Consider the following 24,806-nt stretch of genomic DNA (forward strand, 5'->3'; position numbering starts at 1 on the left):
CAAGGGGCCCCTGGGCCTTCGCCCGCCGCCCGGATGGGGCGTGCATGGTAAATCGAATTCAGTGTCCTCGATCAGCCAACGGCGTGATTTTCGTTGAGTCTATGGATACCAGCGGTGCCAGTCATTCCGTCCCAGTTATCACCGCGACCTTCGCGCCAGCCGTTGATCCAGGCTTGGCGAACAGAAGGAAGATTGAAGGGGCAAAGTTCGCGGGATTTGCCGGTGACCCCATATTGGTAGCCACGTGAATATGCTCTTTCCAACGGATCACGCTTAAGTCTTCTCATAGGGTGTTGCCCTCACTTGTTGACTGTAATGTCCCGTCGGCCTCTCTGAGGCCGGGCAGAGTCTTTCTGCCGGTTTGCGCTCGCTGCCGGCGTGGCGAGCTGAAAGTGCCGCCTCGTTGCGAAGCGGCCTGAGACCAGTTCTAACGAATGCGAGTCACGGTGTGAATGATCGATTTGTCATAAGCACGTAACCTTTCATAGGGTCAGGGGATAAGTAAATAAATGCGACTTAACCTTATTTGAGGTTTGGCCCGCTATGATCGGGGTTTGCTGATGATTGACGTCATTTCGCCAGCGTCTCTGGCGGGTGGCAGAAATAATTTGAAATGCGACGAAGGGTCACACAGGCCCCGGCATCGCCAGAATTTTTTGTACTGCCTGATGATCTAAGCTGTCTTTGCCACTGGGCCGAGCGCAGATCGGTCAGGCGGCCCGGCCCTTCGCGGCACGCTTATGTGCCGAAAGGGGCCACCCGCACGCCTGCTGGAAAGGCATGCGGGCAAACATCGCGGGGCGATGCGTCGCCTCGTCAGTCAAATAGCCCAAGGCTCTGGAATACTCATGTCGGACCGTTTCGAACTCTACCTCACCTGCCCTAAAGGCCTTGAAAGCCTGCTTGCCGAGGAGGCCAAGGGCCTTGGCCTTGACGAGGTGCGTGAGCACACCTCGGCCATCCGCGGCGCCGCCGACATGGAAACCGCCTACCGCCTGTGCGTATGGTCGCGCCTGGCCAACCGGGTGCTGCTGGTGCTCAAGCGCTTCTCCATGAAGAACGCCGACGACCTTTACGACGGCGTGAACGCGGTTGACTGGGCCGACCACCTGGCTGCCGACGGCACCCTGGCGGTGGAATTCAGCGGCCATGGCTCGGGCATCGACAACACGCACTTCGGTGCGCTGAAGGTCAAGGACGCCATCGTCGACAAGCTGCGCAACCGCGAAGGCCTGCGCCCGTCGGTGGAAAAAATCGACCCTGACGTGCGTGTGCACCTGCGCCTGGACCGTGGTGAGGCCATCCTTTCCCTCGACCTGTCCGGCCACAGCCTGCACCAGCGTGGCTACCGCCTGCAGCAAGGGGCTGCGCCGCTGAAGGAAAACCTGGCGGCGGCGGTGCTGATCCGCTCGGGCTGGCCGCGCATTGCCGCCGAAGGTGGCGCGCTGGCCGACCCGATGTGCGGTGTGGGCACCTTCCTGGTCGAAGCGGCGATGATCGCCGCCGATATCGCGCCCAACCTCAAGCGTGAGCGTTGGGGCTTCAGTGCCTGGCTCGGCCACGTGCCGGCGCTGTGGCGCAAGGTGCACGACGAGGCGCAGGCGCGGGCGCAGGCCGGCCTGGCCAAGCCACCGCTGTGGATCCGTGGCTACGAGGCCGACCCGCGGCTGATCCAGCCGGGCCGCAATAACGTCGAGCGTGCCGGGCTGGGCGACTGGGTGAAGATCTATCAGGGCGAGGTCAGCACCTTCGAACCACGCCCGGACCAGAACCAGAAAGGCCTGGTCATCAGCAACCCACCCTATGGCGAGCGCCTGGGTGACGAAGCCAGCTTGCTGTACCTCTATCAGAACCTGGGCGAGCGCCTGCGTCAGGCGTGCATGGGCTGGGAGGCGGCGGTGTTCACCGGCGCGCCGCAGCTGGGCAAGCGCATGGGTATTCGCAGCCACAAGCAGTACGCGTTCTGGAACGGCGCCTTGCCGTGCAAGCTGCTGCTGTTCAAGGTGCAGCCTGACCAGTTCGTGACGGGCGAGCGCCGCGAGGCACCGCCCGAAAGCGCGCAAGTCCGCGAACAGGCACCGTCGGTAGCCAGCGAGCCGGCGCGTCTGTCGGAAGGGGCGCAGATGTTTGCCAACCGTCTGCAGAAGAACCTCAAGCAACTGGGCAAGTGGGCTCGTCGCGAGCAGGTGGACTGCTACCGCCTGTACGATGCCGACATGCCCGAGTACGCCCTGGCAGTCGACCTGTACCACGACTGGGTGCATGTGCAGGAATACGCTGCGCCACGTTCGATCGACCCGGACAAGGCCCAATCGCGCCTGCTCGATGCCTTGGCGGCGATCCCTCAGGCACTGGGCATTTCGCCGCAGCGCGTGGTGCTCAAGCGCCGCGAGCGGCAGAGTGGTACCCGCCAGTACGAGCGCCAGGCCACCGAGGGCCGCTTCCAGGAAGTGAACGAAGGTGGCGTCAAGCTGCTGGTCAACCTCACCGACTACCTCGACACCGGTCTGTTCCTGGACCACCGTCCGATGCGCATGCGCATCCAGCGCGAGGCTGCCGGCAAGCGTTTCTTGAACCTGTTCTGCTACACCGCTACGGCGTCGGTGCATGCAGCCAAGGGCGGGGCGCGCAGCACCACCAGTGTCGACCTGTCGAAAACCTACCTCGACTGGGCGCGTCGCAACCTGGCGCTCAATGGCTTCTCCGAGCGCAACCGCCTGGAGCAGGGTGATGTGATGGCCTGGCTGGAAAGCAACCGCGACAGCTACGACCTGATCTTCATCGACCCGCCAACCTTCTCCAACTCCAAGCGCATGGAAGGCGTGTTCGATGTGCAGCGTGACCACGTGCAACTGCTGGACCTGGCCATGGCTCGGCTGGCGCCGGAGGGGGTGTTGTATTTCTCCAACAACTTCCGCAAGTTCCAGCTCGACGAGCACCTGATGGCACGCTATGCCGTGGAGGAAATCACCGCCCAGACCCTGGACCCGGACTTTGCCCGTAACAACCGCATCCACCGCGCCTGGCGTCTGCAATTGCGTTGAGCCGACGAGGTACGTTGCGCGGCTGATGGCCAATAGCTATAAATGAGGGCAGGGCAAGCTAATCCGCAGGACGCTGACGTGACGAGATGGGTGTATGTCAAAGTGTGGCGTGCGTGCGCGGTTATCTGGCCTGTGCACAGAAGCGGTGTCCGCCTGGGCGGTGGCGCTGGTGGTCTTGGTGGCGGGCGGCCTGTTGACGGCCGCCTTGGCGCTTGCCGCGCAGGGTGTCTACAAGCAGCAGTTGCGCCAGCGTTTCGAGTTGCTGGCCAGCGAGCGCTTCAGCCGCATTGCTGAACGCTTCGATGAACAGCAGCAGCGCCTGGACGGCCTGCGGCGGTTCTTCGGCTTTTCCAACACAGTCACCTCACTTGAATTTGACGGTTACGCCAGGCCGTTGCTGCAGCGCACGCTGGCCTACGCCTGGGCGCCCCGCGTCGAAGCTGCGCAACGCGCCGAGTTCGAGCGCCATGCGCGTGAGCATTCGGGCCCGGGCTATGTAATCCGTGACCAGGACGCGCAAGGCCAGTGGCGCCCCGCGCCACAGCGCGACCATTACTTCCCTGTGCTGTATACCCAATCGGGTGAAATGCCCGGGCTGCCGTATGGGCTGGATCTTGCCGGCCAAGGTGCGGCCCAGGCCGCGCTGGCGCGCGCACTCGGGCCTGGCAGCATGGCGGTGTCAGAACCCCTGGCCTTGTACGATATTCCTTCGTACGCGCGTGGTCTGCTGCTGGTGGCGCCGGTGTTTTCCGACGCAAACGAGCATGGCGCAGCAGCAGGCTACGTCATGGCCTTGCTGAGCATGCGCGAGCTGGTGAGCGATGGGCGGCCAGTGGCGACGGATGACAACCTGGTGGTGCGTATCGTTGATCCGTCCGGGTTGCAAGGGCCGGAAGTGATGTTCGACTCGCTGAACCAGGCAGCCCCCTTGTCGCTGGCCAGCAACCAAGTGTTGCAGCTGGCCGACCATCGCTTTGAGTTGAGCATCCTGCCGAGCCTGGCCTTCTTGCAGGCTAATCGTTCGTCAGCTGTGCTGGCAGTCGTTCTACTGGGCGGGTTGTTGAGCCTGCTGCTCAGCGCCTTGCTGTACAACCTGTTCAGCCAGCGCCAGCGCGCCCTGGCCCTGGTCGAGCAGCGCACCGCCGAACTGCGGGTCAGCGAGCAGTCGCTGCGAGGTACCCACAACCAGTTGCGCAGCGTGCTGGATGCGGCCACTCAAGTGGCGATCATTGCCACCAACCTCAAGGGTGTAGTGAGTACGTTCAATGCCGGTGCAGAGCGTATGCTCGGTTATCCGGCCAGCGAGGCGATCGGCCAGCTTCGCCTTGACCACCTGGTGCTGCCCGAAGAACTGAGCCAGCGGGCTCAGGCGCTGAGCCTGCGCTATGGCCGCACGATCGCCGGTGGTCAGGCCATGTTCGCCGAAACGGTTCAAGCGCAGGGTGCCGAGCCTGGGGAGTGGACATTGTTGCGCGCCGATGGCAGTCAGCTGGTGGCCAACATGCTGGTTACCGCCATGCTGGATGAACAGGGTTTGTGGGTGGGCTATCTGGCCATCTGCATTGATGTCACCGAGCGGCGTCGGGTGCATGAGGCGCTGGCGGCGCGTGACCGACTGCTGGAAAAGCTCAGCGCCGAGGTGCCGGGCGGTATCTACCAGTATCGCCTCGATGCCAATGGTCATTCGTGCTTTCCCTATGCCAGCCAAGGGCTGTACGACATCTATGAAGTCGACCTGCAGCAGCTGCGCGAGGATGCCACGCTGGTGTTCGAGCGTATCCACCCCGACGACCTGGACCGCGTGCGCCGCTCGGTGCGTTATTCGGCCGAGCACCTGGCGCCCTGGCGCGAGGAATACCGGGTATGCCTGCCGCGTGCCGGGCTACGCTGGGTGCGTGGCGAAGCGACGCCAGAGGTGGGTGAGCAAGGCTGCACGCTGTGGCATGGCTACCTGACGGATATCTCCGACCTCAAGGGCGTGGAGGAGGAATTGAGGGCGTTGTCGGTGACCGATTCGCTGACGGGCATCCATAACCGCCGCTACTTTCAGGAGCGGCTCAAGGTTGAGCTGGAACGCGCCCAGCGCGAAGGCTTGGCGCTGGCCGTGATCATGCTCGACATCGATCACTTCAAATGCATCAACGACCGCTTCGGCCATGCCATGGGCGATCGCGTGCTGCGCAGCTTGTGCCAGCGTATCGGCCAGCGTTTGCGGCGTACTGATGTGTTCTGCCGGCTGGGCGGGGAAGAATTCATGGTGCTGTGCCCGGGCAGTGATGCTGAGCAGGCGCGGTTGTTAGCGCTTGAGTTATGGCAAGGGGTGCGCACGTTGCCGGTGGAAGGCGTGGGCCAGGTGACCGCGAGTTTTGGTGTGGCTGGCTGGCGGCCGGGGGAGGGTGCCGATGCCTTGCTGCTACGGGCTGATGCGGGTGTTTACATCGCGAAACAGGCCGGGCGGGACCGGGTGGAGGGGGAGTCGGCCTGTTAGCTGCCAGCTGTCTGTGCCGGCCCTTTCGCGGCTAAAGCCGCTCCCACAGTGATCGCGCAAACTGTCACAGTTTGCGCAAGACACTTGCTCTCAGTCGCGAAAGGGCCGGTACGGACCAGCCAATCAGTTGGCCGCTGTGCTGCCGGCCAGCTTCGGCTGGCGGTACAGGTCCAGCAGGACCTGGTCGAGCACCTGCGAAGCACCCCACGGTTTCGGGTCGTTGAGAATCGCCGCCACCGCCCAGGTATGGCCGTTGCTGTCGCGGCTGAAGCCGGCAATTGCCCGCACGGTATTCAGCGTGCCGGTCTTGATGTGGCCTTCACCGGTCATGGCAGTGCGCTTCAGGCGCTTGCGCATGGTGCCGTCCATGCCCACCAGCGGCATGGAGCTCATGAATTCGGCAGCGTAGGGGCTCTTCCAGGCGGCCTGCAGCATCTGGGCCATCTCCCGGGTGCTGACCCGCTCGGCACGCGACAGGCCAGAGCCGTTCTCCATGACCAGATGCGGCGCGGTAATGCCCTTTTTTGCCAGCCACTGGCGCACCACGCGCTGGGCGGCGCGGGCATCGTCCCCATCGGCATCGGTGCGGAACTGCGCGCCAAGGCTCAGGAACAGCTGCTGGGCCATGGTGTTGTTGCTGTACTTGTTGATGTCACGGATCACTTCCACCAGGTCTGGCGAGAAGGCGCGGGCCAGCAGGCGAGCACTCTTGGGTACATTCTCGATGCGGTCGCCACCCTGGATACTGCCACCCAGCTCGTTCCAGATGGCGCGCACGGCACCGGCGGCGTAGGTGGCGTGATCGAGCAGCGACAGGTAGGTCTGCGAGTTGCAGCCGTCACCCAGCTGGCCGCTGACGGTGACGCTGATGCCATCGGCCTGTGGCACCGGGTTGTAGCGCACATCGCCTGTGCACTGCTTCGAAGCCACCGCCTTGACCTGGTTGTCGATGCGGATGCTGGCAATCGGTGGCTCGACCGCAACGGTCACCTTGCCGCCATCGTTGCGGGCCACGAAGCGCAGCGCCTTGAGGTTGACCAGCAGCGAATCGGGCTTGACCAGGAACGGCTTGTTTTCATCGCCGCCGTCATCGTTGAACTGCGGCAGGTTGGGCTGCACGAAGTGGCTGCGGTCCAGCACCAGGTCACCGGTGATGGTGCGCACGCCATTGGCGCGCAGGTCACGCATCAGCAGCCACAGCTTTTCCATGTTCAGTTTCGGGTCGCCGCCACCTTTAAGGTACAGGTTACCGTTGAGCACGCCATTGCTCAGGGTACCGTCGGTATAAAACTCGGTTTTCCACTGGAAGGTCGGGCCGAGCAGTTCGAGGGCCGCGTAGGTGGTGACCAGTTTCATGGTCGAGGCCGGGTTCACCGACACATCGGCATTGAACACGGTGGGCGTGCCGGGGCCGTCCAGCGGCAGCATGACCAGCGACAGGGCCGTGTCCTGCAGCTTGTTGGCCTTGAGCGCCTGCTGCACTTTGGCGGGCAGGGTGGTATTGACGGTGGCGGCCTGGCTGGGCAATGCGAGTGGCAACAGCAGGCTTGCCAGAATGAGGGGACGAAGCGTTTTGATCATAATGGATAAATACCCTGCGGCGAGGGAAAAGGGCATTGGGGCTGTAAGAGATGATGGCCCCACGACGAAAGAGTACGCATTATGCCCCAAGCGTAGCGACGATGCGCCACGTTCGACGGAAAAGCACCGCCAATAAAAAAGGCCACCACAAGGGCAGCCTTTTCAGCGATCAAGCCAGGCAGGGATCACTCAGCCTTGTTGATCGGCTTTTCCGGGTACCAGGCGTCCAGCAGCGGGCTGACTTCGATCTTGGTCAGTTCGCTACGGCCCTTGAGCCAGGTTTCAACGGCAGCACGCTGTTCTTCGCTGACCGATCCGCGTTTGACCGAGCACACCAGGCCGTAATCGTCACCGCCTACATAGTCCAGGCCGTTGGCGTCCATCGCTTCTTCCAGGAACGCATCGAGGAAAGCATCGATTGCCTGGTCATCCAGATCTTCCTTGAATTCCAGGTTCAGCTCGAAGCCCAATTCCTGAAACTCGTCGACACACAGCTTTTTGCGCAGACGACGGGAGCGGTTTGTGGCCATGAAACAATCCTCTTAGGTAATAACGCCGCGCAGTCTACCAGTTAACACGTGGGGCTGCCTGCCTGAGTGCATGCGCCGGTAGTCAGTTCGTTGGCCAACGCCCGTTCCACACGGCACATGTGCCGCGCCAGTGCCTGACGGCGCAAGCGCAACTGGGGGGTAGGCAAGCCGCGGGCCTCCAGGGCTTCGCAGGCCGCCATCAGGTCGTGGGCTTCCAGCATGCGCGCGGCACTCAGCACCTTGTGGGCCTGCTCGGCAATGGCCTCGCTGTCTTGCTCCGGGTGCAGCGCCATCAAGCTGGCCCGGTCGGCCTGCAGGCTTTGCTGCAAGGTCAGCAGGAAGCGCTGGCGGTCGTCGGGGTCATGCCCGATCACTGCAGCCAGGCCTTCCAGGTGGTACAGCTTGCGCCGGGGCTTTTGCTGGCGGCGCGGGCGAATGCCCGCCAGGCGCTGGCTGAGGGTGCCCAGGCTGATCGGCTTGAGCAGGCAGTCGTCCATACCGGCGCTCAGGCACTGGCGGCGCACCTCTGGCTGTGCGTTGGCGGTGTAGCCGAGAATGGTGCAGCGCTGCCGCTTGCCATGGCGTTCTTCGGCACGGACGGCGGTCGCCAGTTGGTATCCGTTCATGTGCGGCATGTTGCAGTCGAGCACCAGCACATCGAAGTCGCCTGCGCGCCAGGTGGCCAGGCCTTCACGGCCATCGCGGGCGCTGGCGTGCGGCAGGCCCAGGTAGCCGAGCTGCTGCGCCATCAGCTGCAGATTGGCCGGGTGGTCATCGATCACCAGCACATTCAGCCGCGGGTCAGGCACCTCGAGGTGTTCGAAGGGCGGCGCTGAATGCGGGGCGGCGTCAATGCGCTGCAGCGGCATTTTCAGGCGCACCTGGGTGCCAACATCTTCCAGGCTCTTGATGGTCAGGCTGCCGCCCATCATTTCGCACAGGCTGCGGCAGATGGCCAGGCCCAGCCCGGTACCCGCGCGGGCGCCCTGGCTATGCGGGTTGGCCTGTATGAACGGATTGAACAGGCGCTGCAGGTCGTCGGCATGGATGCCGATGCCGCTGTCGCGCACTTCCAGTTCCAGCACTGCGGGCAGGGTGCTGCCGTCATCCAGCAGGCCTACGCAGATGCGAACCTGGCCATGCTCGGTGAACTTGATGGCGTTGCTTACCAGGTTGGACAGCACTTGTTTGAAACGCAGCGGGTCGAGCAGTGCGTGGCAACGCGCGGCGGGTGCAATCATCACCTCCAGGGCAAGGCCTTTCTGGCGTGCCTGCCCCTCGAAAATGCGCCCTACCGATTCGACCAGGGCCGCAAGGTCGACGGCTTCCGGTGCCAGGGACAAGTGCCCGGATTCGATACGCGCGATATCGAGAATATCGCCGATCAGGCCCAGCAGGTCTTTGGCTGAGTGGTGGGCCAGTTCCAGTGCGCTGCGGTCCACCTGGCCCTGGTCGGCGCGTTTGACTGCCAGTTCGAGCATGCCGATGACGGCGTTCATCGGGGTGCGGATCTCATGGCTGATGGTGGCCAGGAAGGTGCTCTTTGCGCGGTTGGCGTCGTCGGCCTGCTGCTTGGCCTGACGCAACTCCATGACCAACTGGCGGCGTTCGCTGATGTCGATCCAGCCGCCGATGATGCCCTGTACTTCGCCCAGTGAGTCACGGTACGGCAGTATCCAGTGATAGATGGTCATTTCGCGGCCCTTGATCCGCAGTGGCCGGTCCATGATCAACGGCGAGCCTGCGGCCATGACTTTCAGATAGTCGGCCTGGATCTGTCGAGTCTGCTCGCTGTCGGCAAACAGGCTGGCGTCCAGCCGTTTGCCGATGACCTCGTCGGAGCGGGCCTGCACGGCTTCCAGATAGCTGTAGTTACAGCTTTGCAGGCACCCCTCGCGGTCACGCACGTACATGGGGTGGGGCGTGCCGTTGAGCAGGGCGCGCATGAACGCCAGTTGGTCGTTCAGTGCGCGTTCGGCGGTTTGGCGCTGGCGAATCTGCAAGCGCAAGCGGGCGTTCCAGAGCAAGGCCAGCAACAGCAGCGCGACCATGCCCAGCACCACTTGTAGCGCAAGCTGGCTGTAGTCTTTGCCACTGCCATCGTCGTGCTGCCCGAAGCCGCGCCAGCGGTTGTTGATCACCCCCAGCTCTTCGGGCGAGATGCTCAGTAGCGCCTTGTCGAGGATCGACTGCATCGCCTGTGACGGGGTGCTGGTGGCCATGGCGAAGTTGGCAGGCTCGCTGCCGACCGTGGTGCGGATGACCAGCCCAGGGTTGCTGGCCAAGGCATGGTTGGCGTCGATCAACGTGGTGATCACCGCATCGACGGCACCGCTGTTGAGCAAGGCCATGGAATAGTACGCGCTCTCGGTCTCGACCCAGCCGATTTTCGGATAGTGCCGGGACAACAGGGTGTCCATGGCGCTGTAGCGGGTAATGGCCACGCGATGCCCCTGCAACTGCTCCAGCGTGCTCATGCCCTTGTCATCCTTGCGGCCGACCAGCACGAAGGCGCTCTCCAGGTAGGCCCGGCTGACCTGCAGGTCGTCTTTGGTCACCCCGCCAGTGGCCAGTGCGGCAATCACATCGGCGCGGCCATCCTTGAGGCGGGCGATCATGTCGGCAATGCCGCTTGCACGCTGCACGTCAAAACGCAAACCGGTGCGCAGGCTGATGAGCTCCAGCAGGTCGGCTGTGATGCCGCGAAAATGCCCTGAGCCATCGAAATAGGATAGCGGCGCAGCCGTATCATCGATCGTTACGCGCATCACCGGGTGATCTTGCAGCCACTGTTCCTCGGCATCGGTCAGTTGCAGCTTGCGGTCAGTCAGCAGCAGGTCGCTGCCGGCGCTCCAGCGTTTGAAGATGCTGGCACGCAGTGCCGCAGGCTGGCTGTCCAGTGTGGTGTTCACCAGCGCCAGCAGTTGCGTGTCTTGCTGGCGCAAGGCAAAGCCGAAGCCGATGGCCTCGTGCTGGCCGAAATTGGCCATGCGCAGGCGTGGCAGGTGGCCGCGGTTAAGCAGGTAGTGGGTGGAGATGGTGTCGCCGATGTACACGTCGGCCTGGCCGAACGCCACGGCGTTCAAGGCTTGGCTGGAGGAGCCAAAGGCCAGTAGCTCGGCCATGGGGTAGGTGCGGCGTACCTCCTGCTTGGGCAGGTAATGGTAAAGCATGCCGAGGCGCAGGCCGGTCAGGTCCGCGTCCAGCGCCCGGGTTTCGTCTTCGCGTGTTACCAGCACCGGTTGGTCAACGGCATACGGATGCGACAGCGCCAGGCCGTCGCTGGCCGCTTCGTAGCCATTGGCGGTGCCAAGCAGGTCGATATCGCCATGCCTGAGCGCCTCCACTGCCGCCTGCCGGCTGGAGAAACGCAGCACCCGCACGGGTAACTGCAGGGCCGTGCCGATCAGGCTCGCGTACTCGGCGGTGAGGCCCTGGTAGTCGCGGCCGCCACTGGTGATGTCGAACGGTGGGTAATCCGGAGCCGACGTGCCCAGTACCAGTTCCTGACGGCTTTCGAGCCATCGCCGTTGTTCGGCCGTGAGCATGGGGCGGGTCGGCTTGGCTGATGACCGAGCCAGTAACGTATAGGATGAGGCCTCTTGATAGGTGGCCTGCACGACGCCGCTGAACAGGAGCAGGGCGAACAGCAGGCGAGCGAAAGGGCGCGGCATGACCATCCTCAGACCAGCGCGTTGCGTTTGGCAATTTCGATCAGGTCAACCAGTGTGTTGACCTGAAGTTTGTGCATGAGGCGCTTCTTGTAGGTGCTGACAGTCTTGCTGCTGAGGAACATGCCCTTGGCAATTTCCTTGTTGCTGCGGCCTTGGGCGAAGAGTTGCAGTACCATCAGTTCGCGGTCATTTACCTGCCTGAAGAGTTTCAGCTCGGCATCGGCTGTCTGGTCATGCTTTATTGCCTGGCTGGGGAAATAGTTGTAACCGGCCAGGACCGCCTTGATAGCACTGAGCAGTTCGCTCAGGTCTTCCTGCTTGCACACATAGCCTGCGGCGCCGGAGTGCATGCAACGTACGGCAAACAATGCGGGAGACTGCGCGGTCAATACCAGAACCTTCAATGGCAGGGCCATGGCCTGGAAGCGGGAAAGCACCTCCAGCCCGTCTAGCTTGGGGATGCTGATGTCGAGGATGACCAGGTCAGGGGCGGCTTCACGAATCATCTGCATGGCGTCCACGCCGTTGTCCGACTCGCCGACAATCTTGTAGTTCTGGTTTTCCAGCAGCATACGGACGGCCAGGCGGATGACAGGATGATCGTCGACAATAAATATGGAATGCATGTTCAACTTCCCTGCGGGCGATTGAGGGGGATAATCGGCACCTTATCGCAGTTGGAAGTCGTCAGACATGCGAGGAAGGGCGATTCGCCCTTTATGGGAAATGGCTTACAAGATAAAACAAAACGGGCTACGAATTTTGTGTGTTTGACCCAATGTCAAAGCGTGATTGGTAACTTTTCGTGCACTTTTACTCGGGCTGTTTAATTTGCCGTCAGTATATGTAGGAAGTTTCCTGCAATATGCGGTGCAGCACTGGCTCAAGGACCGTGGCTGCACCGGCGTGCTTCAGGTGGGGCTGGAGCGCCCGGTCATTTCCCGGGCCATTTCGCTGGCATAGCTGTCGGTCATCCCGGCGATGAAGTCGATCATGCGCAGGAAGGCACTGTGCAGCGAGGCACGTGGGTCCGGAGCATTGTTGCCGATCAGGTCCAGTACCCGGCGGCTCTTGAACGAGGGGGTGCGCCCACCGTGCTGTTCGAGCGCTGCGCCACAGAAGGTATTGAGCAAAATCTCCAAGGTGGTATAGGCACCAATTTCGTGCAGGGTTTTGCGCTTGTCCTGGAAGATCTTGTTGCGTGCCATGTCCTTGGCCTGCAGCACGCAGCGCTTGGCCGGGCCGTGCATGTGCTCTACCAGGTCGCCTGCCAGGTGCCCGGCCAGCAATGCCTGCTGCTGCTCGACGAACGCGTGGGCGGCAGCGTTGGTCAGGTGTTCGATAGCCTTGCCACGCAGAATCGCCAGTTTGCGCCGGCGGGAATCACGGGGGCCGAGCTGGCGGTAGGTTTCTGGCAGGTCTTCACCGACCAGGTCAAGCAGCAGGGCTTCGACTTCAGCGTATTCGAGCAACTCCATTTCCAGGCCGTCTTCCAGGTCGATCAGCGCATAGCAGATGTCATCGGCAGCCTCCATCAGGTAAACCAGCGGGTGGCGCGCCCAGCGCTGTTCTTCCAGTTGCGGCATGCCGAGCTTGCGGGCGATCTGCTCGAGCAGGGGCAGTTCGCTCTGGTAGCTGCCGAACTTGTGCTTCTTGTAGCCCAAGGCGTCGGCGTGGCGCGCGCTCCAGGGGTACTTCAGGTAAGTGCCGAGGGTGGCATACGTCAGACGGGTACCGCCGTCGAATTGGTGATACTCCAGCTGGGTGAGCACACGAAAGCCTTGGGCATTGCCCTCGAAATTCAGAAAATCGGCCCGCTGGTCGTCGCTCATGTCATCCAGCCAGCCACGCCCGGCTGCCTGCTGGAACCAGTGGCGGATGGCGTCCTCGCCGGAGTGGCCGAAGGGTGGGTTGCCGATGTCGTGGGCCAGGCACGCTGACTGCACGATCATCCCCAGGTCGCTGGGGGCGCACCAGTCGGGCAGGTTGTCGCGCAGTGTTTCGCCGACGCGCATGCCCAGGGAGCGACCGACACAACTGACTTCCAGTGAGTGGGTCAGGCGTGTGTGGATGTGGTCGTTGCTGGAAACCGGGTGTACCTGGGTCTTGCGCCCGAGGCGGCGAAAGGCACCAGAGAAGATGATGCGGTCATGGTCTTTGTGGAAGGGGCTGCGCCCGAGTTCATCGGCGCTATAAAGGGCTTTGCCCAGGCGTTCGCGGGTGAGCAGGGTGTGCCAGTCCAAGGCGCATTCTCCTGTGGATCGAAGGAAGCAGCATATCCTGAAGGAGCAGCCTTGTGCTGCGAAGAGGCCTGTTTGAGCGATACACGGGTATCGCCGGGCCGGGCTCTTCGCAGCACAAGGCTGCTCCTACAAAGGAATGTGCAGTGTTCAGGGGCGGCGGTTACCTTGCAGGTACAGGCGCACCAGCGGCAGCAGGCTGCTGCCCAGGCGGACCAGCCGCGCCAGGTTACCGCTGCGCACGCCCTTGCCAGTGAGGAAGCCCAGCGCCACCACGGCACCAATCCCCCATAAAGGCGCATGCTTGATCCCCAACCCTGCGTGCAGTGAGCTGCCCATACCGCGCACGCGGCGCAGCGGCTCCATCAGTTGCCCGGACTCATGGCGGATTTCCTGGCGGTGCATCTCCATGCGCAGGCGCAGCAGTGCTTTGCGCAGTTCGCGCGGGTTACGGGTGTTTGGCAGTTGTGGCAGGCTCATGGCAACAGGCGCTCCCGGTCCTTGGCGAGTTCTTCAAGGGTGGCCCCGAATGGCGACGATTCGTCGAACACCGCTGCCTTCAGGCGCAACCCGCAGTACAGCGCGGCAAAGCCATAGAACACGCACAGGCCGATGATGCCGGCCAGGCGATAGCTGTCCCACAGGAGCACCAGTAACAACCCGGAAAGGGCTGTCAGCAGCAGCAGGGCGAACACCAGGGCCAGGCCTGCGAACAGCAGCAACCGCAGGGTGCGGCCCTTTTGCTCCTGCAATTCGATGCCAAGCAGTTCGATGTGGCTGTGCAGCAGCCCCAGCGCAGCTGCGCCCAGGCGCTTGCCCGAGGCGCTGGCGCCGTTGGCGTCATTCTCCATGGGAACCCCTCAGCGCCGGTTGGCCAGCAGGCCGATCAACAGGCCGACGCCGGCGGCGATGCCGATTGCCTGCCACGGGTTTTCCTGCACGTACTGCTCGGCGCTGCCCAGCGCGGCCTGGCCGCGCTGGCGCACGGAGTCCTGGGTCAGTTGCAGGGTTTCGCGAGCCTGGGTCAGGCGGTCGTGAATCTGTTCGCGCAATTCGTCGGCCTGGTCGCCGGCCAGGTTGGCAGTGTCGGCCAGCAACCTCTCGGTGTCGCGTACCAACGCCTGGAAGTCAGCCATCAGTATCTCTTGTGCAGTCTTTGCCGATTTGCTGGCCATGGGCCTCTCCCTGTCGATGAGTGTTGGTAGTTCGAGTAATAGCACGCGCGGAAGGTTCAAGTGCCGGTGCTGGTATGGGCCTTGCTAAGTCATTGCCACGTTGCGGGGCGTCGCTGGCAGCGATTGCGCCGATTCAGGGCGTCAGCGCAGCGTGTACCGATAAACCTTAACCCAATCCACGACAAACCCAAGAAAAAACCACGCAGGCTCCGACCCGCTCACCGAAACAGGGCAGGGGGCTGGCACCGATTCGGTGCAGGGATGCAGGTTCTTGAACTGTCCTGGTGCCTTTTTTAGCAGGCCTGCCTATTTCATGGAAAACATGCACAGCGCAATGGACTCCCTCGTCCACGGTTCCAACACTCTGTTCATTCTCATGGGCGCCATCCTGGTGCTGGCGATGCATGCCGGCTTCGCCTTCCTTGAAGTGGGCACGGTACGCCACAAGAACCAGGTCAACGCCTTGTCGAAGATCCTCAGCGACTTTGCCATCTCGGCACTGGTGTATTTCTTCATTGGTTACTGGATAGCCTATGGTGTCCATTTCTTCCAGCCGGCAGCGGCGCTGGCCGTTGACCATGGTTATTCGCTGGTCAAGTGCTTCTTTCTGCTGACGTTCGCTGCGGCGATCCCGGCGATCATCTCCGGGGGCATCGCCGAGCGCGCGCGCTTCGTGCCGCAGTTGTGTGCCACGGCGTTGATCGTGGCGTTTATCTACCCGTTCTTCGAGGGGGTAGTGTGGAATGGCAACCTGGGGCTGCAAGCCTGGTTGCAGGCCCGCTTCGGCGCGCCTTTCCACGATTTTGCAGGCTCGGTGGTGGTGCACGCCATGGGCGGCTGGCTAGCCCTGGCGGCGGTATTGCTGCTGGGCGCGCGGCGTGGGCGCTACCGGGACGGCCGTTTGGTGGCGTTTGCGCCGTCGAGCATTCCGTTTCTGGCGTTGGGGTCGTGGATTCTGATCATCGGCTGGTTCGGCTTCAACGTGATGAGTGCACAGACGCTGCAAGGCGTCAGCGGCCTGGTAGCGATCAACTCGCTCATGGCCATGGTCGGTGGCACCCTGTCGGCCTTGCTGGCCGGGCGTAACGACCCGGGCTTCCTGCACAACGGGCCGCTGGCCGGCCTGGTGGCGATCTGCGCCGGCTCCGACCTGATGCACCCGATTGGCGCACTGGCCACCGGACTGGTGGCTGGCGCGTTGTTCGTCTGGACCTTCACTGCAGCGCAAAACCGCTGGAAGATCGACGACGTGCTGGGCGTGTGGCCACTGCACGGCCTGTGCGGCGTGTGGGGTGGCATTGCCTGCGGCGTCTTTGGCCAGACGGCACTGGGCGGCATGGGTGGTGTCAGCCTGGCCAGCCAGCTGCTGGGCAGCCTGATGGGCGTGCTGGTGGCATTGGCCGGCGGCTTTGCCGTGTATGGCGCAATCCGTGCGCTGCATGGGCTGCGCTTGAGCCATGAGCAGGAGTTTCAGGGCGCGGACTTGTCGCTGCACCGTATCGGCGCCACCAGCCAGGATTGAGCCAGGTCAGGTGCATGACGAGTGCGAGAGACCTAGAATAGGTATCTCTGCATGCCAACCGGGACCTGAGCCATGCTGCCTGAATGCCAACTGTTCGGTACCCTCGGCTGCCACCTGTGTGAAGTGGCCGAGGCCGTGCTGATGCCTTTTGTCGATCATGGCCTGTTGGTCGAGCTGGTCGACATCGCCGAGAGTGAGGTGCTGTTCGAGCGCTATGGCCTGATCATTCCGGTGTTGCGACGCTGCGACAATGCTGCTGAGCTGCACTGGCCGTTCGATGCCGAACAGGTGGTGGCGTTCCTGGGGCAATGATGGCTGCAGAGGAGTTGCAACCCTGCTCCATGAAGGGTGAAGCGAGCTGATGATCAGGTGCCGGCGCACTGGCGCCGGTCACCTTTCCCATCATCGGAATAGTTCGCCATGTTGATCACTCCACATTTCACGCTCGATGAAATGACCGTTTCCCAGCTCGCCGCCAGGGACGGGTTCGATAACACCCCACCTCCTGATGCCCGGGCCAACCTGCAATTGCTGTGTTGTGCGCTGGAGCAGGTGCGCGCACTGTTCGGCGTGCCGATCATCGTCAGCAGCGGTTTTCGCAGCGAGAAGGTTAACCGGCTGATCGGCGGTGCCACCAACAGCCAGCATATTCAGGGGCTGGCGGCTGACTTCACGGTGATGGAAGTCAGCCCTCGGGAAACCGCTCGGCGGATCAACGAAAGTGCCGTGCCGTTCGATCAACTCATCCTGGAGTTCGACAGATGGGTGCATCTTTCGGTAACCCGTGGCACCCCGCGCAGGCAGGTTTTGACCCTGCGCAGAGGCAGCGGCTACCTGCCGGGGCTGCAATGAACCGCATTGACGGCGGCAAGGGGATGTTCGTATGCTGTATATAAATACAGTGTCGAGGTAACGTCATGCTCAACGTCGAGCAACTCAAGTACAGCGTCAACCGCATGCCCGTGGATCGGGTGGCTGACGCCGTTCTGGAACTGCGCCTCGAAGGCCTGGTGACCGACGACCGCACGCCGTTCGGTAAAGTCCACTTCAATACCTGCTTCGCCGAGATCGAGGCCTTGTTCCAGCGTGCCGGCTATCACCGCGGGCTGGATGTGGTGGGTTACCAGGGGTTGCTCTATGCCCTGTACGACCCCGGTCGTTGGGAACCGGTGCAGGTGTTGCGCTGGCTGAAGGAACGCAGCGAGGCGATAGTCCAGGCTGGTTGAGGGCGCGGGCTTGGGCGATAATGCGCGGCCGTGAACGTTTCGAGCCCTGCCATGACCGCGCCCTTCGACCCCGCCCGCCAGCAAGCCAGCACGGTGTGCCTGCCCCCCGGTAACTGGGCGACGGTGCTCGATTGCCTGTGCGACCATTTCAAGGCCATCGACCGCGCCCAGTGGCTTGACCGTTTTGCCCGTGGCCGGGTACTGGATGCCGAGGGGCGGGCGATTGCTGCCGAGTTACCCTACAAGCGTGGCCTGCGTTTGCACTACTTCCGCGAAGTGGCGAACGAGCGGCCGATCCCGGTGCAGGAAGTGGTACTGCACGCGGACGAACACTTGGTGGTGGCCGACAAGCCGCATTTCCTGCCGGTGACGCCGACGGGCGAGTACGTCGAGCAGACCTTGCTGCGCCGCCTGATTCGTCGCCTGGATAACCCGCATCTGGTGCCGTTGCACCGCATAGACCGGCACACCGCCGGGCTTGTGCTGTTTTCCGCCAACCCGCACAGCCGCAGCGTTTACCAACGCCTGTTCCCCGAGCGGCGCATCGACAAGCGCTACCAGGCCATTGCGGCGGCGATGCCGCAGCATGCATTTCCGCTGGTGCACAAAAGCCGCCTGGTGCATGGCGAGCCGTTTTTCCGTATGCATGAGGTGGAGGGTGAGGCCAACAGTGAAACCTTGGCCGAGGTGCTGGAAAAGAATGGGGAGCTGTGGCGCTATGGGCTGTCACCAGTGACCGGCAAGACCCATCAGTTGCGCGTGCACATGGCAGCCTTGGGGGCGGGAATCTGCAATGACCCGTTCTACCCGCAGCTGCTTACTGCAGAGGATGACTACCAACGGCCGCTGAAACTGCTGGCGCAGAGCTTGCGTTTCGAAGACCCGTTGAGCGGCGAAGAACGCTATTTCGAGAGCCGCCTGCGGCTGGACTGGTAACACAGGCCGCAGGCATACGCGGCCCTTGTGGCAGCGGGCCTGCCCGCGAACACCGGCAGGGCCGGTGCCATCCACCGCGTTGGTTTCTTCGCGGGCACGCCCGCTCCCACAGGTACGTCGCAGGCTCCAAGGTCACTAGGTTCCTGTGGGAGCGGCTTCAGCCGCGAATACCGGAGCGTCAGCGGTTGAACCGCTCCACCAGCGAATACTGGCTACCCGCTGTGCTGGTCAGCGCCTCGCTCAGCAGTGCTGAATGCTGCGCCTGTTCGGCGGTCTGGTCGGCCAGTTCGGCGATGGTGCTGATGTTGCGGCTGATCTCGTCGGCCACTGCAGTCTGCTCCTCGGTCGCAGCGGCAATCTGGGTGGCCATATCGGTGATGTTGGCCACCGCTTCGCTGATCCCCACCAATGCCTCATCAGCCTGCATCACCCGGTCGACACCTTCCTGCGCCTGACGGTGGCCGGTTTCCATGGTCAGCACGGCGTTGCTGGCAGTTTGTTGCAGCTTGGCGATCAGGCCGTGGATCTGCCCGGTGGATTCGGCAGTGCGCTGGGCCAGCTGGCGGACTTCGTCGGCCACCACGGCAAAGCCACGGCCCATCTCGCCGGCACGCGCCGCTTCAATGGCCGCGTTCAGTGCCAGCAGGTTAGTCTGGTCGGCAATGCCCTTGATCACATCGACCACGCCACCAATCTCGTCGCTGTCCTTGGCCAGTTGGGTAACCGTCTGACCGGTTTCGCCCACCGCTGCCGACAGACGCTCGATGGCCTCGCGGGTTTCCCCGGCAATCTGCCGGCCCTGGCTGGTCAGGCGGTTGGCTTCCTGGGTGGCGTCGGCCGTGCGCTGTACGTGGTTGGCCACTTCCTGCGTGGTGGCGGCCATCTGGTTGACGGCGGCGGCGACCTGCTCGGTTTCCACCCGCTGGCGCTCCAGCCCCGACGAACTCTTGTGTGCCAAGGCGTCGGACTGGCGCGCCTGGTCGCTGAGGTGTTCGGCACTGTCCTGCAAGCGGGTCAGGCAGGTTTTCATGCGGGCATCCTGGCTGAGCATGGCCATCTCCAGACGCGCCTGCACGCCACGGCTGTCGGTGTACATCTGCGCGATCAGCGGGTCGGAGGTGGTCTGTTCGGCCAGGCGCAACAGGCGTTTGAGGCCACGCTGCTGCCAGCTCAAGCCCAGCAGGCCCAAGGGGACGGATAGCCCGGCAGCCAGGGCAAAGCCCCAGGAATGGCCCAGCCAGTTGCCGATCAGGAAGCCTACCTGGCTGATCAGGATGAACGGCAGCCAGTCCTGGAGCACCGGCAGCCACTTGTCCCTGCGAGGTACTGCGGGCTTGCCTTGGTTGATGCGTTGGTACAGGGCCTCGGCGCGGCGAATCTGCTCGGCGGTTGGCTTGACCCGCACCGACTCGAAACCGATGACCTGGTTATTGTCGTAAATCGGTGTGACGTAGGCGTTGACCCAGTAGTGGTCCCCGGACTTGCAACGGTTCTTGACGATGCCCATCCACGGCTGGCCCTGCTTGAGGGTTTGCCACATATGGGCAAACACGGCAGGCGGCACATCGGGGTGGCGCACCAGGTTGTGCGGCGCCCCGGTCAACTCCTCGCGGGTGAAACCACTGATGTCGATGAAGGCATCGTTACAGTAAGTGATCACGCCCTTGGCGTTGGTGGTGGAGATCAACCGCTGCTGGGCAGGGAAAGTCCGTTCTCTCTGGGTAATCGGCTGGTTGTTACGCATGGGTTGATAGTCCGCAGGGCTTTGGACAGGTATCGGCAAGCTATGGGTTTTATTGAATGATTATTTAATGTGGCTGCGTTTGTTCGTCGTTGGGGCTCTGGCGCCTGTGAAATCGAGCGCCGCCTGCGCGGCGCATCGCGAGCTGGCGCTCGCTCCTACGTTTGTTTCGGGCCAATTTTTCCTGTGCAATTTGCGCGCGAACGCCTTGGTGCATGGCGCAATATCTCGTCGTACACACAAGGCGGTCGCGCGCGCCTGCCACAGGCATAACTGGCCCGAAACAAACGTAGGAGCGAGCGCCAGCTCGCGATGCGCCGCGCGGGCGGCGCTCGGTCTCGGGAGCGCCGCAAATCTGCAGCCGAACCTCCCAGCCTCAGCCAGCGATCATCTGTCGCAACACATAGTGCAGGATTCCGCCGGCCTTGAAGTACTCCACCTCATTCAAGGTATCGATCCGGCACAACACTTCGATCTGTTCCTGCTGCCCGTCTTCGCGGGTAATGCGCAACGGCAGGCTCATGCCCGGGCGGATCTGTGCACCGTTCAAGCCCAGCACATCGATCCGCTCCTTGCCGGTCAGCACCAGTTGCTTGCGGTCGTGGCCGGCCTTGAACTGCAGCGGCAGCACGCCCATGCCCACCAGGTTGGAGCGGTGAATGCGCTCGAAACTCTCCGCCAGCACCGCTTTGATGCCCAGCAGGTTTGTACCCTTGGCCGCCCAGTCGCGGCTCGAGCCGGTGCCGTATTCCTGGCCGGCGATTACCACCAGTGGGGTGCCTTCCTGCTGGTAGCGCATGGCCGCGTCGTAGATCGACAGCTTTTCGCCAGTAGGCACGTGCAAGGTATTGCCGCCTTCTTCCCCGCCCAGCATTTCGTTGCGGATACGGATGTTGGCGAAGGTGCCGCGCATCATGACTTCATGGTTGCCGCGCCGCGAACCGTATGAGTTGAAATCGCGCGGTTCCACGCCCTTTTCACGCAGGTAGCTCCCGGCAGGGCTGTCGGCCTTGATGTTGCCGGCAGGGGAGATGTGGTCGGTGGTCACCGAGTCGCCCAGCAGCGCCAGCACCCGGGCGCCTTGGATGTCGGCGATTTGTGGCGGCGGCCCGGCGATATCGTCGAAGAACGGCGGGTGCTGAATGTAGGTTGAGTCGGCCTGCCACACATAGGTGGCAGCCTGTGGCACCTCGATGGCCTGCCACTGCGCATCGCCGGCAAACACTTCGGCGTATTCCTTGTGGAACATCGCGGTATCGACCTTGGCCACGGCCGCAGCAATTTCCTGCTGGCTGGGCCAGATATCGTGCAGGTACACCGGTTGCCCGTCCTTGCCGGTGCCCAGCGGGTCGCGAGTCAGGTCAAGGCGAACGCTGCCGGCCAGTGCGTAAGCCACTACCAACGGTGGCGAAGCCAGCCAGTTGGTTTTGACCAGTGGGTGCACGCGGCCTTCGAAGTTGCGGTTGCCCGACAGCACCGAGGCTACGGTAAGGTCGGCGCTGCCGATGGCTTTCTCGATCGCTTCGTCCAGCGGGCCCGAGTTGCCGATGCAGGTGGTGCAGCCATAGCCGACCAGGTCGAAGCCCAGTTGCTCAAGGTAGGGGGTGAGCCCGGCGGCCTTGAAATAGTCCGTGACAACCTTGGAGCCTGGTGCCAGGGAACTCTTGACCCAGGGTTTGCGTTGCAGGCCTTTTTCCACGGCCTTTTTGGCCACCAGCCCGGCAGCCATCATCACGCTGGGGTTGGAGGTGTTGGTGCACGAGGTGATCGCCGCAATTACCACGGCGCCATCGCGCAGGGTGTGAGTCTGGCCTGCATGGCTGTAATCGATCTCGCCAGCCTGGTCGGCGTTGCCCACCGCTACGCCGCCCCCGCCCTCGCTTTCCAGGCGGCCGACTTCTTTTGCCAGTGGCTTGGGCTGCAGTTCGATGAAATGGTCAAAGGCCTGACTGACCTGGCCCAGCGCCACGCGGTCCTGTGGCCGTTTCGGCCCGGCCAGGCTTGCTTCGACCTCGTGCATGTCCAGTGCCAGGCTGTCGCTGAACAGCGGCTCCTGCCCCGGCAGGCGCCACAGGCCTTGGGCCTTGCAGTACTGCTCGACCAGTTGCACTGTCGCTTCGGGGCGGCCCGACAGGCGCAGATAGTCCAGCGTCACCTGGTCAACCGGGAAGAAGCCGCAGGTGGCGCCATATTCGGGCGCCATATTGGCGATGGTCGCACGGTCAGCCAAGGGCAGCTCGGCCAGGCCGTCGCCATAAAATTCGACGAACTTGCCCACCACACCCTTCTTGCGCAGCATCTGCGTCACCGTCAGTACCAGGTCGGTGGCGGTAATACCTTCGCGCAGCTTGCCGGTCAGTTTGAAGCCGATTACCTCGGGGATCAGCATCGACACGGGTTGGCCGAGCATGGCCGCCTCGGCTTCGATGCCACCGACACCCCAGCCGAGCACGCCCAGGCCATTGATCATGGTGGTGTGCGAGTCGGTACCGACAAGGGTGTCGGGGAAGGCGTAGGTGCGGCCATCGGCTTCACGGGTCCAAACCGTACGGCCCAGGTATTCAAGGTTGACCTGGTGGCAGATGCCGGTGCCCGGCGGCACTACGCGGAAGTTGTCGAAGGCGCTCTGCCCCCAGCGCAAGAAAGCATAGCGCTCGCCATTGCGCTGCATTTCGATGTCCACGTTCTCGTGGAAGGCCTGCGGCGTGCCGTAATGGTCGACCATTACCGAGTGGTCGATCACCAGGTCCACCGGTGACAACGGGTTGATCCGCTGGGGGTCGCCGCCGGCCTTGGCCATTGCCGCGCGCATGGCGGCCAGGTCGACCACGGCCGGCACACCGGTGAAGTCCTGCATCAGCACCCGCGCCGGGCGGTACTGGATCTCGCGATCAGAACGCCGCTCGCTCAGCCACTGGGCGAGGGCGCGCAAGTCGTCGCCGGTGACGGTATGGCCGTCCTCCCAGCGCAGCAGGTTTTCCAGCAGCACTTTCAGCGACATGGGCAAGCGTTGCAGGTCACCCAACTGGCGGGCGGCCTCGGTAAGGCTGAAATAATGGTAGGTCTGGTCCCCGACCTGGAGGGGCTTGAGGGTGTTCAGGCTATCGAGCGAGGGCATTGCCAACTCCTTCTGCGCCGGTGCCCGGCAAATATTAAAGGTCTGCCGGTGTCACCGCTCTGTGTCGATCCGCACGGTACGGACCTGGCTGAGTGGTCAGGTTAGACCGCTTTGCGGCCCCTGACCCTTTTCTGGACCGGCGGGGCGTGTCGCAGGTTCCGAACTTCCTTTATCATCGCCGCCCTGCCGGCGCCTGTTGCGCGCCAGCCGTAGTGGAGTGAGAGATGAATACCCTGTTCATGCATTGCCGGCCTGGTTTCGAGGGCGAGGTGTGCGCCGAAATCAGCGAACATGCTGCCCGCCTTGGCATTGCGGGCTACGCCAAAGGCAAGCCGCACAGTGCCAGCGCCGAGTTTGTCTGTACCGAAGAAGGCGGTGCCGAGCGGCTGATGGGGGCACTGCGTTTCAGCGAGCTGATTTTCCCGCGGCAGTGGGCCCGGGGCGGTTATGTCGAGCTGCCGGAAAGTGACCGTATCAGTGTGCTGCTGGCGCAGTTGGCCGAACTGCCGGTGTTTGGCAGCCTGTGGCTGGAAGTGCTGGACAGTAACGACGGCAAGGAATTGTCCACGTTCTGCCGCAAGTTCGAAGTGCCGCTGCGCAAAGCACTGGAAAAGGCCGGCCGCCTGGTTGAAGACGCCAGCCGCCCACGCCTGCTGCTCACCTTCATCAGCGGCCGGCGGGTGTTTGCCGGTGTTGCCCCGGTCAACAACAGTGCGCTGTGGCCCATGGGTATTGCGCGCCTGAAATTCCCCCGCGAGGCGCCCAGCCGCTCGACCCTCAAGCTGGAGGAAGCGTGGCACCAGTTCATCCCGCGCGAGCAATGGGACCAGCGCCTGGGGGATGACATGACCGGCGTTGACCTGGGCGCCTCGCCAGGTGGCTGGACTTACCAGTTGGTGCGCCGGGGCATGCTGGTGACCGCCATCGACAACGGCCCGATGGCCGAAAGCCTGATGGACACTGGCCTGGTCCAGCACCTGATGGCTGATGGTTTTACCTGGCAGCCCAAGCAGCCGGTTGACTGGATGGTGTGCGACATCGTCGAGAAGCCGGCGCGCACCACCTCGCTGATCGAAACCTGGCTGGGGGAGGGGTTGTGCCGCGAGGCGGTGGTCAACCTGAAACTGCCGATGAAGCAGCGCTATGCCGAAGTGCGCCGGCTGCTCGACCGCATGGAGGCGACGTTCAAGGCGCGCAAGATCAGGGTGTCGATTGCCTGCAAGCAGCTGTATCACGACCGTGAGGAAGTGACTTGCCACCTGCGCCGGCTCGATCTGAAGCCGCGCTGAGCCCAGCGCGCTGTTCGCGCTCCAGCTGTAGCTCTTGTTCTAGCTCTTGCTTCGGTTTTTGCTTCTAAGCGCGCGGTAGTCCAGGCGACGCAGATTGCGACTTCAGGAGGCCGAGCGCAGGGCTTGCGAAGGGAGGTGACGGGCATGGATGCCCGTCAAGCGCTAGGCCCCAGGATGGGGCCTGCAGCGCGGTCCTCCCGGGAGCAAGCCCGGAGCGAGGGGACCCCGGAGCGAAGCGCAGG

19 protein-coding genes are annotated in these 24,806 nt (G+C 63.1%); 8 read left to right on the top strand and 11 right to left on the bottom strand.

The window, feature by feature from the left end; all coding sequences use genetic code 11:
- Positions 1 to 71: 71 nt before the first annotated feature.
- Positions 72 to 287 (bottom strand): ribosome modulation factor, encoded by a 216-nt coding sequence (gene rmf / locus LU684_RS23690; RefSeq protein WP_003248687.1) that lies wholly within the window; start codon positions 285 to 287, stop codon positions 72 to 74.
- A gap of 561 nt (positions 288 to 848) precedes the next feature.
- On the opposite strand from rmf, the gene rlmKL reads away from it, so the two are divergent.
- Both rlmKL and LU684_RS23700 read left to right on the top strand, forming a co-directional pair.
- Positions 849 to 3,044 carry a bifunctional 23S rRNA (guanine(2069)-N(7))-methyltransferase RlmK/23S rRNA (guanine(2445)-N(2))-methyltransferase RlmL gene (gene rlmKL, locus LU684_RS23695; RefSeq protein ID WP_232895095.1) on the top strand — a complete coding sequence of 732 codons (2,196 nt, stop codon included), beginning with the start codon at positions 849 to 851 and terminating at the stop codon, positions 3,042 to 3,044.
- Positions 3,045 to 3,138: 94 nt separating this feature from the next.
- Entirely contained in the window at positions 3,139 to 5,532 is a 2,394-nt protein-coding gene (locus LU684_RS23700) for a sensor domain-containing diguanylate cyclase (protein ID WP_232895097.1), read from the top strand.
- Positions 5,533 to 5,655: 123 nt separating this feature from the next.
- On the opposite strand, the gene dacB is transcribed toward LU684_RS23700, so the two are convergent.
- The 8 genes from dacB to LU684_RS23740 form a co-directional block, all read right to left on the bottom strand.
- Positions 5,656 to 7,113, bottom strand: a complete 1,458-nt coding sequence (dacB, locus tag LU684_RS23705) for a D-alanyl-D-alanine carboxypeptidase/D-alanyl-D-alanine endopeptidase (RefSeq protein ID WP_016485602.1) — start codon at positions 7,111 to 7,113, stop codon at positions 5,656 to 5,658.
- A gap of 185 nt (positions 7,114 to 7,298) precedes the next feature.
- The gene (locus tag LU684_RS23710) at positions 7,299 to 7,643 is read right to left on the bottom strand and encodes a YggL family protein (RefSeq protein WP_016485603.1); all 345 of its coding nucleotides are present in this window, start codon (positions 7,641 to 7,643) and stop codon (positions 7,299 to 7,301) included.
- Positions 7,644 to 7,684: 41 nt separating this feature from the next.
- The gene (locus LU684_RS23715; RefSeq protein ID WP_432443562.1) at positions 7,685 to 11,317 is read right to left on the bottom strand and encodes an ATP-binding protein; all 3,633 of its coding nucleotides are present in this window, start codon (positions 11,315 to 11,317) and stop codon (positions 7,685 to 7,687) included.
- An 8-nt stretch (positions 11,318 to 11,325) separates the two neighbouring features.
- Positions 11,326 to 11,943 carry a response regulator transcription factor gene (locus tag LU684_RS23720; protein ID WP_016485605.1) on the bottom strand — a complete coding sequence of 206 codons (618 nt, stop codon included), beginning with the start codon at positions 11,941 to 11,943 and terminating at the stop codon, positions 11,326 to 11,328.
- Positions 11,944 to 12,228: 285 nt separating this feature from the next.
- Positions 12,229 to 13,560 (bottom strand): deoxyguanosinetriphosphate triphosphohydrolase, encoded by a 1,332-nt coding sequence (locus LU684_RS23725; RefSeq protein WP_016485606.1) that lies wholly within the window; start codon positions 13,558 to 13,560, stop codon positions 12,229 to 12,231.
- A 147-nt stretch (positions 13,561 to 13,707) separates the two neighbouring features.
- Positions 13,708 to 14,037, bottom strand: a complete 330-nt coding sequence (locus tag LU684_RS23730) for a hypothetical protein (RefSeq protein ID WP_016485607.1) — start codon at positions 14,035 to 14,037, stop codon at positions 13,708 to 13,710.
- Positions 14,034 to 14,408 carry a phage holin family protein gene (locus LU684_RS23735; RefSeq protein ID WP_016485608.1) on the bottom strand — a complete coding sequence of 125 codons (375 nt, stop codon included), beginning with the start codon at positions 14,406 to 14,408 and terminating at the stop codon, positions 14,034 to 14,036. Before LU684_RS23735 ends, LU684_RS23730 begins: the two co-directional genes overlap by 4 nt.
- A gap of 9 nt (positions 14,409 to 14,417) precedes the next feature.
- The gene (locus LU684_RS23740; RefSeq protein ID WP_016485609.1) at positions 14,418 to 14,732 is read right to left on the bottom strand and encodes a DUF883 family protein; all 315 of its coding nucleotides are present in this window, start codon (positions 14,730 to 14,732) and stop codon (positions 14,418 to 14,420) included.
- A gap of 313 nt (positions 14,733 to 15,045) precedes the next feature.
- Between LU684_RS23740 and LU684_RS23745 the strand changes: the two genes are divergently transcribed.
- The 5 genes from LU684_RS23745 (at position 15,046) to LU684_RS23765 (ending at position 18,416) form a co-directional block, all read left to right on the top strand.
- Positions 15,046 to 16,254 carry an ammonium transporter gene (locus LU684_RS23745; protein WP_016485610.1) on the top strand — a complete coding sequence of 403 codons (1,209 nt, stop codon included), beginning with the start codon at positions 15,046 to 15,048 and terminating at the stop codon, positions 16,252 to 16,254.
- Between the two features lie 72 nt (positions 16,255 to 16,326).
- On the top strand, positions 16,327 to 16,566 hold the full coding sequence (locus LU684_RS23750) for a glutaredoxin family protein (RefSeq protein WP_016485611.1): 240 nt from the start codon (positions 16,327 to 16,329) through the stop codon (positions 16,564 to 16,566).
- Positions 16,567 to 16,674: 108 nt separating this feature from the next.
- A complete protein-coding gene (locus tag LU684_RS23755) occupies positions 16,675 to 17,106 on the top strand; it encodes a D-Ala-D-Ala carboxypeptidase family metallohydrolase (protein WP_016485612.1) in 432 nt (143 codons plus the stop codon).
- Between the two features lie 65 nt (positions 17,107 to 17,171).
- Entirely contained in the window at positions 17,172 to 17,480 is a 309-nt protein-coding gene (locus LU684_RS23760; RefSeq protein WP_016485613.1) for a hypothetical protein, read from the top strand.
- A 51-nt stretch (positions 17,481 to 17,531) separates the two neighbouring features.
- On the top strand, positions 17,532 to 18,416 hold the full coding sequence (locus LU684_RS23765) for a pseudouridine synthase (protein WP_016485614.1): 885 nt from the start codon (positions 17,532 to 17,534) through the stop codon (positions 18,414 to 18,416).
- Between the two features lie 178 nt (positions 18,417 to 18,594).
- Here the strand turns inward: LU684_RS23765 and LU684_RS23770 are convergent, their stop codons facing one another.
- Together LU684_RS23770 and acnA are read right to left on the bottom strand one after the other, a co-directional pair.
- Complete coding sequence (locus LU684_RS23770; RefSeq protein ID WP_016485615.1) at positions 18,595 to 20,160, bottom strand: methyl-accepting chemotaxis protein; 1,566 nt, start codon at positions 20,158 to 20,160, stop codon at positions 18,595 to 18,597.
- Positions 20,161 to 20,533: 373 nt separating this feature from the next.
- Entirely contained in the window at positions 20,534 to 23,275 is a 2,742-nt protein-coding gene (gene acnA, locus LU684_RS23775) for an aconitate hydratase AcnA (RefSeq protein ID WP_232895099.1), read from the bottom strand.
- A 224-nt stretch (positions 23,276 to 23,499) separates the two neighbouring features.
- On the opposite strand from acnA, the gene rlmM reads away from it, so the two are divergent.
- Entirely contained in the window at positions 23,500 to 24,564 is a 1,065-nt protein-coding gene (rlmM, locus tag LU684_RS23780; RefSeq protein WP_060519028.1) for a 23S rRNA (cytidine(2498)-2'-O)-methyltransferase RlmM, read from the top strand.
- Positions 24,565 to 24,806 lie beyond the last annotated feature (242 nt).

Origin of the sequence: Pseudomonas sp. NMI542_15, assembly GCF_021283425.1 — a bacterium.
GTDB classification, from domain to species: Bacteria; Pseudomonadota; Gammaproteobacteria; order Pseudomonadales; family Pseudomonadaceae; genus Aquipseudomonas; species Aquipseudomonas fortuita.

Coding starts and splice junctions, on each gene's coding strand:
- rmf (WP_003248687.1), bottom strand. CDS start 287: ATGAGAAGACTTAAGCGTGATCCGTTGGAAAGAGCATATTCACGTGGC.
- rlmKL (WP_232895095.1), top strand. CDS start 849: ATGTCGGACCGTTTCGAACTCTACCTCACCTGCCCTAAAGGCCTTGAA.
- LU684_RS23700 (WP_232895097.1), top strand. CDS start 3,139: ATGTCAAAGTGTGGCGTGCGTGCGCGGTTATCTGGCCTGTGCACAGAA.
- dacB (WP_016485602.1), bottom strand. CDS start 7,113: ATGATCAAAACGCTTCGTCCCCTCATTCTGGCAAGCCTGCTGTTGCCA.
- LU684_RS23710 (WP_016485603.1), bottom strand. CDS start 7,643: ATGGCCACAAACCGCTCCCGTCGTCTGCGCAAAAAGCTGTGTGTCGAC.
- LU684_RS23715 (WP_432443562.1), bottom strand. CDS start 11,317: ATGCCGCGCCCTTTCGCTCGCCTGCTGTTCGCCCTGCTCCTGTTCAGC.
- LU684_RS23720 (WP_016485605.1), bottom strand. CDS start 11,943: ATGCATTCCATATTTATTGTCGACGATCATCCTGTCATCCGCCTGGCC.
- LU684_RS23730 (WP_016485607.1), bottom strand. CDS start 14,037: ATGAGCCTGCCACAACTGCCAAACACCCGTAACCCGCGCGAACTGCGC.
- LU684_RS23735 (WP_016485608.1), bottom strand. CDS start 14,408: ATGGAGAATGACGCCAACGGCGCCAGCGCCTCGGGCAAGCGCCTGGGC.
- LU684_RS23740 (WP_016485609.1), bottom strand. CDS start 14,732: ATGGCCAGCAAATCGGCAAAGACTGCACAAGAGATACTGATGGCTGAC.
- LU684_RS23745 (WP_016485610.1), top strand. CDS start 15,046: ATGGAAAACATGCACAGCGCAATGGACTCCCTCGTCCACGGTTCCAAC.
- LU684_RS23750 (WP_016485611.1), top strand. CDS start 16,327: ATGCTGCCTGAATGCCAACTGTTCGGTACCCTCGGCTGCCACCTGTGT.
- LU684_RS23755 (WP_016485612.1), top strand. CDS start 16,675: ATGTTGATCACTCCACATTTCACGCTCGATGAAATGACCGTTTCCCAG.
- LU684_RS23760 (WP_016485613.1), top strand. CDS start 17,172: ATGCTCAACGTCGAGCAACTCAAGTACAGCGTCAACCGCATGCCCGTG.
- LU684_RS23765 (WP_016485614.1), top strand. CDS start 17,532: ATGACCGCGCCCTTCGACCCCGCCCGCCAGCAAGCCAGCACGGTGTGC.
- LU684_RS23770 (WP_016485615.1), bottom strand. CDS start 20,160: ATGCGTAACAACCAGCCGATTACCCAGAGAGAACGGACTTTCCCTGCC.
- acnA (WP_232895099.1), bottom strand. CDS start 23,275: ATGCCCTCGCTCGATAGCCTGAACACCCTCAAGCCCCTCCAGGTCGGG.
- rlmM (WP_060519028.1), top strand. CDS start 23,500: ATGAATACCCTGTTCATGCATTGCCGGCCTGGTTTCGAGGGCGAGGTG.